Origin of the sequence: Cupriavidus sp. USMAA2-4, from assembly GCF_001854305.1 — a bacterium.
Taxonomy (GTDB): Bacteria; Pseudomonadota; Gammaproteobacteria; order Burkholderiales; family Burkholderiaceae; genus Cupriavidus; species Cupriavidus malaysiensis.
This window is the reverse complement of the sequence record NZ_CP017748.1, coordinates 1,440,099-1,456,052: the sequence shown is the minus strand read 5'-3', so window position 1 is coordinate 1,456,052 and position 15,954 is coordinate 1,440,099. Positions and strand designations below refer to the sequence as shown.

The 15,954-nt window shown below is 70.7% G+C and carries 11 protein-coding genes; 6 read left to right on the top strand and 5 right to left on the bottom strand.

All coding sequences use genetic code 11. The features are described from left to right. The first annotated feature begins 19 nt into the window (after positions 1–19). The 4 genes from BKK79_RS06460 (at position 20) to BKK79_RS06445 (ending at position 6,412) form a co-directional block, all read left to right on the top strand. Positions 20–1,228, top strand: coding sequence for an IS4-like element ISBvi1 family transposase (locus BKK79_RS06460; protein ID WP_011517431.1), 1,209 nt, complete (start codon positions 20–22; stop codon positions 1,226–1,228). Positions 1,229–1,793: 565 nt separating this feature from the next. Then, positions 1,794–2,252 (top strand): (2Fe-2S)-binding protein, encoded by a 459-nt coding sequence (locus BKK79_RS06455; RefSeq protein WP_071037370.1) that lies wholly within the window; start codon positions 1,794–1,796, stop codon positions 2,250–2,252. 12 nt (positions 2,253–2,264) lie between these two features. Then, positions 2,265–4,502, top strand: a complete 2,238-nt coding sequence (locus BKK79_RS06450; RefSeq protein WP_071011494.1) for a xanthine dehydrogenase family protein molybdopterin-binding subunit — start codon at positions 2,265–2,267, stop codon at positions 4,500–4,502. Positions 4,503–5,044: 542 nt separating this feature from the next. After that, entirely contained in the window at positions 5,045–6,412 is a 1,368-nt protein-coding gene (locus tag BKK79_RS06445) for a sensor domain-containing diguanylate cyclase (RefSeq protein WP_071011496.1), read from the top strand. Between the two features lie 22 nt (positions 6,413–6,434). Here the strand turns inward: BKK79_RS06445 and BKK79_RS41485 are convergent, their stop codons facing one another. Together BKK79_RS41485 and BKK79_RS06435 are read right to left on the bottom strand one after the other, a co-directional pair. Further along, positions 6,435–7,433, bottom strand: a complete 999-nt coding sequence (locus BKK79_RS41485) for an anti-sigma factor family protein (protein WP_071037369.1) — start codon at positions 7,431–7,433, stop codon at positions 6,435–6,437. Further along, the gene (locus BKK79_RS06435) at positions 7,420–8,046 is read right to left on the bottom strand and encodes an RNA polymerase sigma factor (protein WP_071037368.1); all 627 of its coding nucleotides are present in this window, start codon (positions 8,044–8,046) and stop codon (positions 7,420–7,422) included. Before BKK79_RS06435 ends, BKK79_RS41485 begins: the two co-directional genes overlap by 14 nt. A gap of 263 nt (positions 8,047–8,309) precedes the next feature. Here BKK79_RS06435 and BKK79_RS06430 point away from each other — a divergent pair, with 263 nt between their 5' ends. After that, a complete protein-coding gene (locus tag BKK79_RS06430; protein WP_071011500.1) occupies positions 8,310–9,212 on the top strand; it encodes a metallophosphoesterase family protein in 903 nt (300 codons plus the stop codon). A gap of 37 nt (positions 9,213–9,249) precedes the next feature. Next, a complete protein-coding gene (locus BKK79_RS06425; RefSeq protein ID WP_071011502.1) occupies positions 9,250–9,642 on the top strand; it encodes a cupredoxin domain-containing protein in 393 nt (130 codons plus the stop codon). 108 nt (positions 9,643–9,750) lie between these two features. On the opposite strand, the gene BKK79_RS06420 is transcribed toward BKK79_RS06425, so the two are convergent. Genes BKK79_RS06420 through BKK79_RS06410 form a run of 3 tightly spaced genes read right to left on the bottom strand, consistent with a single transcriptional unit; the run spans position 9,751 to position 15,694 of the window. Beyond that, positions 9,751–12,912 (bottom strand): efflux RND transporter permease subunit, encoded by a 3,162-nt coding sequence (locus tag BKK79_RS06420; protein ID WP_071037367.1) that lies wholly within the window; start codon positions 12,910–12,912, stop codon positions 9,751–9,753. Continuing rightward, a complete protein-coding gene (locus BKK79_RS06415) occupies positions 12,909–14,108 on the bottom strand; it encodes an efflux RND transporter periplasmic adaptor subunit (RefSeq protein ID WP_071037366.1) in 1,200 nt (399 codons plus the stop codon). Before BKK79_RS06415 ends, BKK79_RS06420 begins: the two co-directional genes overlap by 4 nt. A gap of 44 nt (positions 14,109–14,152) precedes the next feature. Beyond that, positions 14,153–15,694, bottom strand: a complete 1,542-nt coding sequence (locus BKK79_RS06410) for an efflux transporter outer membrane subunit (RefSeq protein WP_071037365.1) — start codon at positions 15,692–15,694, stop codon at positions 14,153–14,155. Positions 15,695–15,954 lie beyond the last annotated feature (260 nt).

Below are 15,954 nucleotides of genomic sequence, written 5' to 3'. Positions count from 1 at the left end.
TCCATCGAAGCTTCAATGGATGAGGGTGATGGCCAGAACACGCAAGACGCTGCCGTCGAGAGTTGACGTTGCGCATTTGATCAGCGCCGGGGTGCTGGCCAGCGTGTGTCCACGGACGTTGATCGAAGAAGTGTTGGCCGAGACCGGCAAGGCCAGCCAGCGGGAGCGGCTGCTGCCCGCGCCGGCAGTGGTGTATTACGTGATGGCGCTGGCGCTGTGGCGCGAAGCGCCGCTGGAGGAAGTGCTGCGCGTGGTGTGCGAAGGCCTGCAATGGCTCGGCGGCGGCCACACTGAGGCGGTGCAGGCCAGCAAGTCCGCGATCTCGCAGGCGCGCAGCCGGCTGGGCCCCGAGGTCATGCGCCAATTGGCCGATCGGGTGCTGCGCCCGCTGGCCGCGCCGGGGGCGCCAGGGGCGTGGTACCGGGGATTGCGCGTGATGGCCCTGGACGGCAGCTGCATGGACGTGGCCGACGAGGCGGCCAACGCCAAGTTCTTCGGCTACCCGGGCGCCTCGCGCGGCCAAAGCGCCTTCCCGCAGGCGCGCGTTCTGGGCCTGGTGGAATGCGGCACGCACGCGGTGGTGGCAGCCGGCATCGCACCCTACGGCCACAGCGAGCAGGTCATGGCCGCCCAGTTGCTGCCCGCCAAGCTCACGCCCGAGATGCTGGTGCTGGCCGACCGCAACTTCTACGGCTTCAAGCTCTGGCAGACCGCCTGCGCTACGGGCGCCAAGCTGGCCTGGCGGGTCAAATCCAACCTCAAGCTGCCGGTAGAGCAGATGTTGCCCGATGGCTCGTACCTGAGCCGCGTGTTCGACAGCGACGACCGCGCGCGGCGCGCAGGGCAAACGGTGCGTGTGATCGACTACGCGCTCGAGGGCTCGGCCACGCCGGCGCAGGGCAGCTACCGGCTGCTGACCAACCTCCTGGACCCCGATGCGGCGCCGGCCCTGGAGCTGGCCGCGCTGTACCACGAGCGCTGGGAGATCGAGGGGGTGTTCGATGAGTTCAAGACGCATTTGCGCGCCAACAGCACGGTGCTGCGCAGCAAGACGCCCGAGCTGGTGCAGCAGGAGCTGTGGGGGCTGCTGCTGGCGCACTTTGCGATTCGCCAGTTGATGGCGCAGGCGGCCTGGGCGCGCGAACTCGATCCGGATCGCCTGAGCTTCATGCACGCCGTGCGCGTGATCAAGCGCAAGATGCCGCAAGCTGCGGCCGTTTCCCCCTGAGCGTTTGCCTGCCTGGCGCGAGGCCCTGCTGGCCGAGATCGCGCGCGGGCGCTGCGTGAGCAGTCGTGGGCGCCTGAACCCGCGCGGCGTCAAGCGCAAGATGAGCAACTTCAATGTTCGGCATCGCGGCGCAGCGCTCCATTTGCGGCATCAGCCAGTGCCGGTGCTTCGTATCTGAACAGTATTTAGGCTAGCCGGCAAGTGTAGCCATATGGGGGAGGCGGGATAGCCCAGATTTGGTGGGGTTGGCCGGCCGCTTTCAGGGCTGGCGCTCGCGGCGGTTTTGCGCTATGGGCGGTGCCGGCGCCGCCACCCGGGAGGTCCCCGCGCGCACCAATGTAGTGCCGGCAAGGCGGCCGCGGCCCGGCCTGCGGGGCCGCGCGGGGGCAGGAGAACGCTGGCGCACGTCACGAGGGAATTTGCACTATCCTCGGAAGGCTTTGCCAGGCACGGGCCGGCCATGCGCGCGGCAGTGCCCGGCAGCCATCGACCGGGCTGGATTCGATAACAAGACCGGCCGCCATGCCAGCGGCCGGCACCCTGCACATCACCAAGGAGTGTCCCCATGACCACCCTAGAGATCAACGGCAAGCCGCAGGAGCTGAACGTGGACCCCGCCACGCCGCTGCTGTGGGCGCTGCGCGAGAACCTGCACCTGACCGGCACCAAGTTCGGCTGCGGCATCGCGTCCTGCGGCGCCTGCACCGTGCATATCAACGGCCAGGCCACGCGCAGCTGCGTGACGCCGGTGTCGGCGGTGGCCGGCGCGCGCATCACCACCATCGAGGAAGTCGGCGGCGACAAGGTCGGGCGCGCGGTGCTCGACGCCTGGGTCAAGCACGATGTGGCCCAGTGCGGCTACTGCCAGAACGGGCAGGTGATGAGCGCGGTGAGCCTGCTGCGCAGCAAGCGGCATCCGACCGATGCCGACATCGACCAGGCCATGGCCGGCAATGTGTGCCGCTGCGGTACCTATCAACGCATCCGTGCCGCCATCAAGGACGCGGCCCGGACGCTGGGCTGAGGGGAGGGAGACATGCGCATCCGCGAACTCGAAGCGCTGGCGGGCGGCAACCGTCCCGCCGGCGAGGCCGGCACCGCCACCCTGAACCGCCGTGGCTTCCTCAAGCTGACCGGCCTTGCCGGCGGCGGCCTCGCCCTGGGCGTGGCGCCGGCCCTGGCCACGGCGCAGGCAGGCGGTGCCCCCAAGGCCCCGCCGGCACCGCCGCAGGCTTTCCTTACCATCGCGCCGGACAACACCGTCACCGTGGCCGTCAACCGGCTGGAATTCGGCCAGGGCGTGCACACCGCGCTGCCGATGGCGCTGGCCGAGGAACTCGATGCCGACTGGCGCAACGTGCGCGCCGTGCTGGCGCCGGCCGGCGACCCGTACAAGGACCCGATGTTCGGCATGCAGATGACGGGTGGCTCGACCGCGCTGAACCATTCCTTCCAGCAGTACCGCGAACTGGGCGCGCGCGCCCGCGCCATGCTGGTGGCCGCGGCGGCCAAGCAGTGGCAGGTGGATCCGTCCGCCTGCAAGGTCGAGCTGGGCGTGGTCAGCGCCGGCAGCCACCGCGCCACCTTCGGCGAACTGGCGCAGGCGGCGATGGCGCTGCCGGTGCCGCAGCAGGTGACGCTCAAGGATCCCGCGCGCTTCCGCCTGGTGGGCAAGCCGGTGCCGCGCCTGGACGCGCGCGGCAAGCTGAGCGGCGCGACGCTGTTCGGCATCGACACCCATCTCGACAACCTGCGCGTGGCGATGGTGGCGCGGCCGCCGCGCTTCGGCGGCAAGGTCAAGACCTTCAACGCCGACAAGGCGCGCGCCATGCCGGGCGTGCGCGATGTGCTGCTGGTGCCGGTGGACCGCGGCGGCACCGGCGTGGCGGTGGTGGCCGACGGCTACTGGCAGGCGCGCCAGGCGCGCGACGCGCTGCAGATTGACTGGGAGGACAGCGGCTCCAAGGTCTCCAGCAAGGCCCTGTTCGATGAATACGGCAAGCTCGCCGACCAGCCCGGCACGGTGGCGCGCGAAGCGGACCTGGGCGCGATGGGCAGCGCGGCCCGCACCATCGAGGCCGAGTACCGCTTCCCCTACCTGGCGCACGCCCCGATGGAGCCGCTCAACTGCACGCTGCAGGCCGAGGTGGCCGGCAAGAAGGCCACCGCGCTCAAGGTCTGGGTCGGCTCGCAGTTCCAGACCGTGGACCAGGCCGCGGTGGCGCGCGTGTTCGGGCTGGCGCCCGCCGGGGTCACGCTCAACACCATGATGGCCGGCGGCGGCTTCGGCCGCCGCGCGGTGCCGACCTCCGACTACCTGGTCGAGGCCGCGCAGGTGATGCGCGCATGGATCGCCAACGGACATGCCGAGCCGATCAAGGTGATGTGGAGCCGCGAGGACGACATCCATGGCGGCTACTACCGGCCGCTGCATGTGCACAAGGCGCGCATCGGCCTGGACGCCCAGGGCAAGGTGCTGGGCTGGCGCCACGTGATCGTCGGGCAGTCGATCCTCAAGGGCACGCCCTTCGAGGCCTTCATGGTCAAGGGGGGCGTCGACTCGACCATGACCGAAGGGCTGGTCGAGAACGAGTACGGCCTGCCGCTGCAGCTCTCCGTGCACCATCCGCAGGTGGATGTGCCGGTGCTGTGGTGGCGCTCGGTGGGCAATACGCATACCGCCTACGTCAAGGAAACGCTGGTGGACGAACTGGCCGAGGCGGCCGGCCAGGACCCGGTGGCCTACCGCCTCGCGCACTACGACGAGGCCAAGCACGCGCGCCAGCGCGCGGCGCTGCAGCTCGCCGTGCAGAAGTCCGGCTACGGCAAGCGCAAGCTGCCCAAGGGCCAGGCGTGGGGCGTGGCGGTACACGAGTCGTTCGGCTCGGTGGTGGCCTATGTGGCCGAGGTTTCGCTGGACAAGGGCGAACCGCGCGTGCACCGCGTCACGGCCGGCGTGCATGCCAACCGCGTGGTCAACCCGATGAGCGCCGAGGCCCAGATCCAGGGCGCCTGCGTGTTCGGCCTGGCCATGACCAAGCCCGGCTTTGCCATCGAGATCGAGAACGGCGTGGTGAAGAACAGCAATTTCCCCGACTACCCGCCGCCGCGCATCACCGACGCACCGGTGGTCGACGTGTTCTTCGTGCCCTCGCAGGACAACCCCTCCGGCCTGGGCGAGCCCGGCGTGCCGGCCATCGCGCCGGCCATGGCCAACGCGCTGTACCGGCTCACCGGCAAGCGGCAGCGGCAACTGCCGTTCGTGCTGGCTTGAAGGGGGGCAGGCGCCAGCTGGCCGTGGCGGTCTGGAGTAGGCCATCGGCTTCGGTTCGCTCCCCTCTCCCGCTTGCGGGAGAGGGGCTGGGGGTGAGGGCAGGCGCTGGCTGACCGCAGCGGCTTGGATCACACCGTCGGCTTCGTCTCTGCGCTCGCGTGCCGGACCACACCGACGGCTTCGTCATGCGTGGCACCTTGCTAAACCACCCCTCACCCCCACCCTCTCCCCGTGCGGGGAGAGGGAGCCAAGACCTCGTGCTTGGCGATTGGTGTTCGCGCATCCTGCCGGCTTCGTCCAGCGCGATAGGGTTTGCGCCGGACACCCAACTAAAGTAGGGTGGCCGCGCGGGAAACCCGCGCCAAGATTGACTATGTGCCGGCTGGGGCCGGCATACAGGCCGCCCGCATCCGGCATCGCTTGCTGTGGAGACACCTCGCGAGCAAGGCTGCGGCGGCCGGCCAGGCGTGCCCGCATGACGGCGGGTTCGAAGCGGAGGTACGACACCCGGGCGCGGGGGGAGGCGAAGTGGGGCGACTGCGATGGATGGCCTGCTGATACAGCGCGCGTCGCGCGTGCAGCTTCTGCTCGCCGGCGCCGCCGCGTTGCTGATCCTGCTCGCGCTGGTGGCGGCGTCGCCGCGCGCGAGCTTGCCGTTGCCGGCGGTCGTGCCGTTCATGCCGATGTGCGCGCTGACCGTGTTCACCACCGCGGGCATCGCGGCCTACCTGCTGGGAGCGCAGTTCCATGCCACCCGGCAGCCGATGCTCGGCGCGCTCAGCGGTGCCTACGCCTTCACCGCGCTGGCGGTCGCCCTGCAACTGCTGATGTTCCCCGGCGTGTTCACCCCGGCCGGCCTGTTCGGCGCCAATCCGCATAGCGCGGCCTGGATGTGGGTGTACTGGCATGGCGGCTTCCCGTTCTTCGTCATCGTGGCGGTGCTGGCGCGCGACCGGCTGCAGGCGAGACTGTTCGCCGCGCGGCAGGCCGGATGGTGGAAGCTGGTCCTGGTCGGCGGTCCGGTGCTGGCCGCCGCGCTGCTCGGGCTGCTGGCCGTGCATACCCGGGAGGCGCCGGACTTCGGGCTGCCGGACCATGTGGTGGGCGTGATCGCCTACCGCACCGCCACCGTGGTCTGGCTGCTCAACGCGCTGGCGGTCACGATCGTTATCCTGGGCGGGCGCCTGCGCGCCGTGCTGGATCTGTGGCTGGCGATCGCCGTGCTGGCGTGCTTTACCGATACCACCCTGAACCTGCTGAGCCCGGCCCGCTTCACGCTCGGCTGGTACCTGGCGCGCCTGTTCAGCATGCTCGCGCCGGGCGTGCTGGTCTGCGCGCTGGTCTGGGAGGTCACCGCGCTCTATGGCCGCCTGTTCGCGGCCCACGCTTCCTTGCTCCAGGCTTCGATGCATGATGCCCTGACCGGCGTGTACAACCGCAGCTACTTCGATGTCGAGTATCGCCGCGAGCTGGAGCGGTCCGCGCATGGCGGGCAGCAGCTCTCCCTGCTGATGATCGATGTGGACGACTTCAAGCGCTACAACGATACCTACGGGCACTGGAAGGGCGACCAGTGCCTGGCCGCGGTGGCGCATGCGCTGGCCTCGGTCGTGCGGCGCGGGCCGGACTTCGTTGCCCGCTACGGCGGCGAGGAGTTCGCGCTGGTGCTGCCCGCCACCGACGAGCAGGCGGCGCTCGCGGTCGCCGAGCGCGCGCGGCAGGCGGTGGCGCGGCTGCGCCTGGAGGTGCCCGCCGGGATCGGCCACGTGACCGTCAGCGTGGGATGCGCCACCCGCGCGGTGGGCGCCTCGGATCCTCCCGAGCAGCTCATCCAGGCCGCCGATGCGGCGCTGTATGAGGCCAAGAGCGCCGGGCGCAACTGTGTCCGCTTTGCGGAGGCGCCGGCCTGAGTGCCGGTGCGAGGCGGACGCGTCAGCGCGGGGTGTCGCCGGACGCCGCCATGTCGGCCTCGTAAGCCTGCAGCCACGCCTCGCGCAGTCCGCGCAGCTCCGGCGCGCCGGCATCGCTGACGGCCCACAGGCGCATGTCGCCGGCGCGCCAGCTTTCCAGCACGTAGCCGTCGCGCAGCACCGGCATGGCGCCGGCCTGCCGGGCGGCGTCCGCCGGCAGCACGAAGACGTCGATCGGGTGCAGGTTGCGCCGGTAGACCAGTACCGCGACGGTGCGTCCGGCCACGTGGTCGAGGCGGCCGCCCACCAGCGGGAAGCCGTGCGTGGCGAGGTCGTAGACCGGTGGCGCATAGTCGAGGCGGCCGTTGAACCAGGGCTTGACCGTATGGCGGTCGGACGAGGCCACGTCGTAGCTGCGGCCGGACAGCAGGGCGCGCACGTGGCTGTCGACCAGGGCGTTGGCGAGGCTGTCGGCCTGGGGGCCCAACTGTGCATAGCGCACCAGCCCGAGCGACAGCGTGGCGACGGTCAGTGCGGCCATCGCGGCATTGGCCGCCGGCGGCCAGTCGAACCAGCGCAGCCAGTGCAGCCAGCGGGGCCGGGCGCGCGCCGGCTGCCGCGCGGGTGCCGGTGCCGACCGGGCATGCTCGGCCGGCACGCCGCTGCCCCGTTCCGGGATGCCATGGGTGGCGTCATGGGTGGCGTCATGGGTGGCGTTTTCGGTGGCGCCGTGCGTGGTGGCATGCGCGGTGGTATGCACCGCGGCCGTGGCGGCTGGCACGGCTTGCGGCACCGCCACGCCGCCCGGCAGGGCCGCCAGCAGCCGCGCGCGCAGCGCGGCGTCGGCGCGATAGTAGGGCGCGCCCTCGCGCACCGCGGCGCGCAGCGCGCGCAGGGCTTGCAGCTCGGCGCGGCAGCCGGGGCAGCCGTCCAGGTGCTGTTCCAGCCGGAGCGACTCGGCCGCGCCCAGTTCGTCGTCGGCCCCGGCTTGCAGCAGGGCGCGCGCGTCACGGCATTCCATGGCCAGTCTCCTTGCCGGCGAGGCCGGCGTCGATCTCCCGCACCGCCTCCGCCGGGCGCGTCGCGGGCCGTGTCCCGGTGCGCAGTGCGGTGACGGTGTCCGCCAGCAGGCGGCGCGCGCGCGCCAGGCGCGACATCACCGTGCCGATCGGCACGTCGGCGATGCGGGCGATGTCGCGGTAGGGCAGGTCCTCCAGTTCACGCAGCACGATGACTTCGCGGAAGGGCACCGGCAGGCGTGCCAGCGCCTCGCGCACCAGCCGCACGTCTTCGGCGCGCAGCAGCCACTGTTCCGGTCCGGCCAGCGCGGGTTCCTGCCAGCCGGGCAGGGCTTCGCCGCCGTCGCGGTTCTCGTCGTAGCCGTCGCCCGCCTGGGCCGGGTCGCGCCGCTCCCAGGTGCTGGCGCAGGTGTTGCGCACGATGGCGAGCAGCCACGGGCGCGCCTGCTCGCCGTGGAAAGCGTCGAAGTAGCGGTAGGCGCGCAGCATGGCCTCTTGCAGCACATCCTCGGCCTCCGTGCCGCCGCCGCACAGCCAGCGCGCCAGGTTGTAGGCGGCGTCCAGGTGCGGCAGCACGATGGCCTCGAAGCGACGGCGCTGTTCGGCAGCGTCCACATGCCTCCTTTGGGGTTTGCCGCGCCGGCCCGGGCCGCGTGCCGGTGGCGCGCGGGGCCGGGTCCGCCGGCGGGTTTCCAAGGTATACCGCGCCGCGTGCCGCTTTATTCCCGGCGGCACGCGGCCAGCCAGCCAGCCTGCCTGCGTGCGGGTCGGCGCGGCGCGGCGCGGCGGCGGCATGCCGCCGGAGCACGTTGCGGGAATAAGCCGGCGCGCGCGCCGGTACAACAGGTGTAGCACCTTTTTCTTGCGAAGGAGTCACCATGAACCATCAGTGGAACCGGCGCGACTTCCTGCGCCTGGCAGGCGCCGCCGGCGGCGCCGTGTTTGCGTCGGCCCTGCCCGGCTGGGCGGCGGCGCGCGACGAGGATTTCTACTTCGTGCAGTTGTCGGATGCGCACTGGGGCTTCCAGGGGCCGGCCAATCCCGATGCGCGCGGCACCTTGCCCAAGGCCGTGGCGGCGGTGCAGGCGCTGCCGGCCAAGCCCGACTTCATCATCTTCACCGGCGACCTGACCCACAGCGTGGACGATCCGGACGAGCGGCGCCGCCGCATGCGCGAGTTCCAGGGCGTGGTCGCACCGCTGGCGGCGTCGCACACGCTGCACCTGATGCCGGGCGAGCACGACGCCGGGCTGGATGGCGGCGCGGCCTTCCGCGAACTGTTCGGCCCCACGCACTACGTCTTCGATCACAAGGGCGTGCACTTCATCGTGCTGGACAATGTGTCGGACCCGGCCGGCCGGGTCGGGCAGGAGCAGCTCGACTGGCTGTCGCAGGACCTGGCCCGCCAGCCGCGCGATGCGCGCATCGTGCTGTTCACGCACCGGCCGCTGTTCGACCTCTATCCGCAATGGGACTGGGCCACGCGCGACGGTGCCCAGGTCGTCGAGCGCCTGATGCCGCACGCGAACGTGACGGTCTTCTACGGCCACATCCACCAGGAGCACCACCACATGACCGGGCATATCGCCCACCATGCGGCGCGCTCGCTGATGTTCCCGCTGCCGGTGGCGGGCTCGCAGCCGCAGCGCCAGCCGGTGCCGTGGGATCCGGCGCAGCCCTACCGCGGGCTGGGCTGGCGCAGCGTCAGCCTGGGGCCGGACGCGGCCGACGTGGCGCTGGTGGAAAAGCCGATCCTGGCGGCGGCGCCGGAGCGGGCGTGAGGAATGGACGCGAGGAACGGACGAGAGGGGAATCATCATGCCTGATGCTGCGAAGATCGCGTCGCCGCAGCGACGCCGCTGGGTGGGCCGTGCGCTGGCCGGGGCGCTGGCGCTGGCTGGTACGCCGCTGCTGGTGCGGGGCGCGGCGGCAGCGCCGCGCGTGATCGCGGTGAATGCCCGCCGCTTCGTCTTCACGCCCGATCGCATTGCCCTGCGCGCGGGCGAGCCGGTGGTGTTCGAGCTGACCGTGCAGGACACCTTCATGGGCTTCTCCGTGCCCGAGCTGGGCATCCGCGCCGACCTGGTGCCGGGCCGTACCGTGCGCCTGCCGGCGATGGTGCCCAAGGCGGGCAGCTACACCTTCCTGTGCGATGTGTTCTGCGGCAGCGGCCACGAGGACATGCACGGGCTCATCGAGGTGACGGCCTGAGGTTGGGGCGGAAGAAAGGGCGGAAGAAAGGGCGGGAGAGGACGGGGAGGAGAGGCCGGCAGGCGCGGGCAGGGGCGGCGTAAGCCGCCTCCGCCCGCGCGCACCGCCTCAGTCGGCCTTGCCGGCCAGGGCGTGCGGGTCGCCTGCCCCGCCGGAGCGCCGTGCCTTGCGCCGCATGTACCAGTAGTGCAGGCGGTCCAGGTAGAGGTAGACCACCGGCGTGGTGTACAGCGTCAGCAGTTGCGACAGCAGCAGGCCGCCCACCATGGCGTAGCCCAGCGGGCGGCGCAGTTCCGAGCCGGCGCCGTGGCCGAGCATCAGCGGCAGGCCGGCCAGCAGCGCGCACATGGTGGTCATCATGATGGGGCGGAAGCGCAGCAGGCAGGCCTGGTAGATGGCTTCCTGCGGCGTCATGCCCTTCTCGCGCTCGGCCACCAGCGCGAAGTCCACCATCATGATGCCGTTCTTCTTGACGATGCCGATCAGCAGGATGATGCCGATCAGCGCGATCACCGAGAGATCGTAGCCGCCCGCCATCAGGATCAGCAGCGCGCCCACGCCCGCCGACGGCAGCGTGGAGAGGATGGTGAGCGGGTGGATGTAGCTCTCGTAGAGCAGGCCCAGCACGATGTACACCGCGATCAGCGCCGCCGTGATCAGGTAGGGCTGCGAGGCCAGCGAGGCACCGAAGGCCTGCGCCGTGCCCTGGAAGGCACCGGTCAGGGTCTGCGGGCGGCCCATGCCGGCCAGCGCGTCGTTGATCGCCTTGACCGCCTCGCCCAGCGATACGTTGGGGGCCAGGTTGAAGGAGATCGTCACGGCCGGGAACTGGCTCTGGTGGCTGATCGACAGGTAGGCGGTGTGGTCGGTGTCGATCTTGACGAAGGTCGACAGCGGGATCTGCTGGCCCGTGAGCGGCGAGGTGACGTAGAGCTTGTCGAACAGGCTCGGGTCTTCCTGCAGCGCGGGCGTGGCTTCCAGCACCACGTGGTAGCTGTTGATCTGCGTGAAGTACTGCGCGACCTGGCGCTGGCCGATGGCGTCATACAGCGTGGCGTCGATCAGCGCCGGCGTGATGCCGAAGCTGGAGGCGCGCGCGCGGTCGATGGTCAGGCGCGCGGCGGCGGCGCCGTTCTGCTGGTCGGAGGCCACGTCGGTGAGCTGCGACAGCTTGCGGAAGCGCTCCAGGATGCGCGGCGCCCAGTCGTTGAGCTCGTCCAGGTTGGCGTCGATCAGCGTGTACTGGTACTGCGTGCGCGACAGCCGGCCGCCCACGTTGATGTCCTGGCCGGCCTGCAGGAACAGGTTGGCGCCCTCCACGCGGGACAGCTTGGGACGCAGCCGCGCGATGATCTCGTCGGCGGTGGCGGTGCGGCCTTCTTCCTTGGGCTTCAGGCTGATGAAGACGCGGCCGGTGTTGACGGTCTCCTGGCCGCCCAGCATGCCGACCGCCGCCACGTCGGGATCGGCGCGCACGATGTCGGCGAGCTGGATCATGCGCGCGTTCATCGACTTGAACGACGCATCCTGGGCGGACTCGGCGAAGCCGAACAGGAAGCCCGTGTCCTGCTGCGGGAAGAAGCCCTTGGGAATGATCACGAACAGCGTGGCCGACAGCGCCACGGTGCCGATGAAGGTGCACAGCGTCAGGAACTGGTGGCGCATCACCACGTCCAGGCCGCGCCGGTAGGCTGCCAGCATGGCGTCGAAGCCGCGCTCGAACAGCTGGTAGAGGCGGCCGTGCCGCTCGGACGGTGTGTGGCGCAGGTAGCGCGAGCACAGCATCGGCGTCAGCGTCAGCGACACCACCACCGACACCAGGATGGTCATGGTCACTGTCACGGCGAACTCGCGGAACAGCCGGCCGACGATGCCGCCCATCAGCAGCAGCGGGATGAACACCGCCACCAGCGAGACCGAGATCGACACCACGGTGAAGCCGATCTCGGCGGCGCCCTTGATGGCGGCTTCCATCGGCGCCATGCCTTCCTCGACATGCCGGTAGATGTTCTCCAGCACCACGATGGCGTCGTCGACGACGAAGCCCACGGCGATGGTGATCGCCATCAGCGACAGGTTGTCGCGGCTGTAGCCGAGCAGGTACATGCCGGCCGCCGTGCCCATCAGCGCCAGCGGCACGGTCACGCTGGGGATCAGCGTGGCGGGCAGGTTGCGCAGGAAGACGAAGATGATCATCACCACCAGCGCGATGGTCAGCACCAGCGTGAACTGTACGTCGGCCACCGAAGCGCGGATGTTCTGCGTGCGGTCCGCGATGGTGTTGACCCGCACCGACGGCGGGATCGAGGCCTGCAGGCGGGGCAGGGCGGCCTTGACGCGCTCGACCGTCTCGATCACGTTGGCGCCCGGCTGCTTGGTGACGGCCAGGATGATGGCGCGCCCGTTGTGGATCGTGTTGCCTTCCGGCACGCCGGCGCCGGCAAAGGCCCAGGCGGCCAGCTTCATGTTCTCGGGGGCATCGACCGCCACGCCCACGTCGCGCACGCGCACCGGGGCGCCGTTGCGGTAGGCCAGCACCATGTCGTTCCACTGCGAGGCCTTGGTGAGCTGGTCGTTGGTGTAGACGTTGAAGGCCTTGTGCGTGCCGTCGGTGCTGCCGGTCGGCTGGTTCACCGTCGTGCTGGCGATCACGCCGCGGATGTCCTCCAGGCTTATGCCCATCGAGGACAGCTTCTGCGGATCGACCTGGATGCGCACCGCCGGCTTCTGCTGGCCGCCGATATTGACCAGGCCGACGCCGGAGATCTGCGAGATCTGCTGGGCCAGGATGTTGTCGGCGTAGTCGTTGACCTCGGTCAGCGGCAGCGAGTCCGACTGCACCGCCAGCACCAGGATCGGCGCATCGGCCGGGTTGACCTTGCGGAAGGTCGGCGGCGAGGGCAGGTTGCTCGGCAGCTGGCCGCTGGCGGCGTTGATGGCCGCCTGGATGTCCACCGCGGCGGCGTCGATATTGCGGTTCAGGTCGAACTGCAGCGTGATCTGCGTGGTGCCCTGCGAGTTCGACGAGGTCATCTGCGTGAGCCCCGCGATCAGCGAGAACTGCCGTTCCAGCGGCTGTGCCACGTTGGAAGCCATGGTTTCCGGACTGGCCCCCGGCAGGTTGGCCGAGACCTGCACGGTGGGGAAATCCACCTGGGGCAGCGGCGCCACCGGCAGCAGCGGCCAGGCCGCCACGCCGATCAGCGCCAGCGCGATGGCGAGCAGCGTGGTGCCGATCGGGCGCTTGATGAAGGCGGTGGAAAGGCTCATGACTTCCTGCCTCCGGCGGGCGCGGCCGAAGCGTCGGCCGCGGTCCTGGACGGGGCTTGCCCCTCGGCCACGCGCGAGCCGGGCTTGAGCTTGTACTGGCCGTCGACCACGACGCGGTCGGCCGCGTTCAGGCCCTTGTCGACGATGGCCTTGCCGTCCTGGATGGTGGCCAGCGCGATGTCCTGCTGGCGTACGGTCTGGTCGGCCTGGACCACGAACACGTAGGGGCCGTTCTGGCTGCGCTGCACGGCGGCGGCGGGAATGGTGAGGGCCTGCTTGCGCGTATCGACCACCAGCGCGGCGTTGACGTACTGGCCGGGCCACAGCAGGTGGGACGGATTGGCGAAGCGCGCCTTGAGCTGGATCGTGCCCGAGGTGGTGTCGATGGTGTTGTTGAGCAGGATCAGGCCGCCGCTGCCGAGCGCCTCGCCGGAGGCGCGCTCGCTGGCGGTCACGGCCAGCGGCTTGTCGCCGCTGGCGCGCATGGCGCGGTTGATGCGCTGGAAGGATTCTTCCGGCAGCGTGAAGACCACGTCGATCGGGTCGATCTGGCGGATCACCACCAGGCCGTTGGTGTCGGTGGCGTGCACGATGTTGCCGGGGTCGACCAGGCGGGCGCCGACGCGGCCGGAGATCGGCGCGGTGATGGTGGTGAAGGCGAGCTGCACGCTGGCGTAATTGACCTGGGCCTCGTCGTTCTTGACCGCGGCGGCGAGCTGGTTGACCGTGGCGCGCTGGGTGTCCAGCGTCTGCTGGGTGGTGGCGTTTTCCTTGATCAGGCCCTCGTAGCGCTGCAGGTCCAGGCGCGCGTTGGCGAGCTGCGCCTCGTCGCGCGCCTTTTGTGCCTGGACCTGCTGCAGCTGTGCCTGGAAGGTGCGCGGGTCGATCTGCGCGAGCAGCTGGCCGGCCTTCACGTCCTGGCCTTCGGTGAAGCCCACGCGGTCGAGCTGGCCGTCCACGCGCGAGCGCACGGTGACGGTGGCCACGGGCTGCACCGTGCCGACGCCGGTCAGGCGGATCGGTACATCTTCCTCGCGCACCAGCGCGGTGGTGACCTTGACGGCGGGGACGGCCGCGGCGGGCTGGGGGGCGCGCATGCGGCCCAGCGAGCCGGCGGCGAACCAGATCAGGGCGAGCAGGATCAGCGCGGCGAGGATGAGCAGCGGGAGTTTGCGGCGGTTGGGGCTTGACGCCATGACAAATGCCTCGGTCTTGTTGCGCCTGTGGCGCCTATCTGGGATCAGGGATGAGCGGACGGCGGGGTGGCCGTGCCGGCGAGGGTTTCCTTGGCGGACGCGGTGGACGCGGTGGACGCAGCGGATGCGGCAGGCGCAGCGGACAGCGCATCCGCATGCCAGCCGCCGCCGACCGCCTTGATCAGGCCGACGCTGGCCGCGAGCTGGCGCCCGCGCAGCTGGATCGCCGTGCGCTGGTTGGACAGTGCCAGCGTCTGCGCGGTGATCACCGACAGGTAGGTGGCGGTGCCGCCACGGTACTGGGCCAGTGTGACCCGCTCGGCATCCTGCGCCGCCTTGACCGCCTGGTCCTGCTGCACCACTTCACGGTCGAGCACCGCGAGCGAGGCCAGGTTGTCCTCCACGTCCTGCAGGGCCGCCAGCACCGTCTGCTTGTAATTGGCCACGGCAGCATCGTAGGCGGCCAGCGCCTGGTCGCTGCGCGCGCTGCGCAGGCCGCCGTCGAACAGGGTCTGGGCCAGGGCGGCACCGAGCGACCACACCCGCGCCGGCGGCGTGAACCAGTTGGCGAGGCTGGCGCTGTTGGAGCCGAGTGCCGCATTGAGCAGCAGCTGCGGGAAGTAGGCCGCGCGCGCGACGCCGATATTGGCGTTGGCCGCCGCCGCCTGTCGCTCGGCGCTGGCGATGTCGGGGCGGCGTTCCAGCAGCGTCGACGGCAGGCCGGGCGGGATCACCAGCGCCGTCATCGTGAATGGCTCGCTGGGAATGCTGAAACCCGACGGCGGGCGACCCACCAGCACTGCCAGGGCATGCTCGAGCTGCTTGCGCTGCAGCACCAGGTCGGTGGCCTGCGCCTGCGCCGCGGTCAGCGTGACGGTGGCCAGCGAGACGTCGGCCTGGGTCACGATGCCGGCGCGGAACTGGCTCTGGCTCAGCTTGAGCGACTCCTGGTAGCCGGCGATGGTGCGCGCATACAACTCGATCTGCACATCGGTGATGCGCAGCTGGATATAGTCTTGCGCCACTTCGGCCTGGATCAGCAGGCGGGTCGCGGCGAGCTGCGCGGCGCTGGCCTGGGCGCTGTCGCTGGCGGCCTCGGCCTGGCGGCGCACCAGGCCCCACAGGTCAGGCTCCCAGCTGGCGTCCAGCGCCGCCGTGTAGTAGGGGCCGATCGAGCTGACGCCGAGCGTGGTGGTGCGCTGCCGGCCGGTGCCGACATTGGCTGACACGGTGGGGAAGAAGGCCGAGCGGGCCTGCTGCACCAGGGACCTGGCCTGGCGGTACTGCGCCTGGGCCTGCTGCAGGGTCTGGTTGGACGCATTGGCCTGGTCGACCAGTTGGTCGAGCCGGCGGTCGCCGAACAGCTTCCACCAGTCGAGGCCGGCTTCGACGGTGCGCGGTTCGGCCACCTTCCACTGGGCGGGGTCCATCACCGCTTCGCTGAACGCGGCCGGTACCTCGGTGGCCGGGCGCTGATAATCGGGGCCGACCGCACAGCCGCCCAGGCCGGCGAACACGAGTGCCAGGCTCACGCCACGCCAGCGGGCGTGGCGCGGCAGTGCGTCAGGGGGACGCGCGCAGGACATCGGGCAACACTCCTAGTGGCAGGCTGGTTGGCTGCCGGACGGGGGGCCGCCGGGGGCGGCCCCTGCAGGGGGACAAGACTGCCGTGGACGGGGGAGGGCCGCGGCGGCGTTCCGGTGGCTGGCGGGCGCACGACTCCGCGCGCATGCCCGCCGCACGCCTCGCAGCTAAGAATACTGCGCGGCAGAGAGTCACGATATGTGCACAGCATTACCGAATATTTCAATGGATTACGCCACGGCGGGGCCATTCCCGCCGCAAG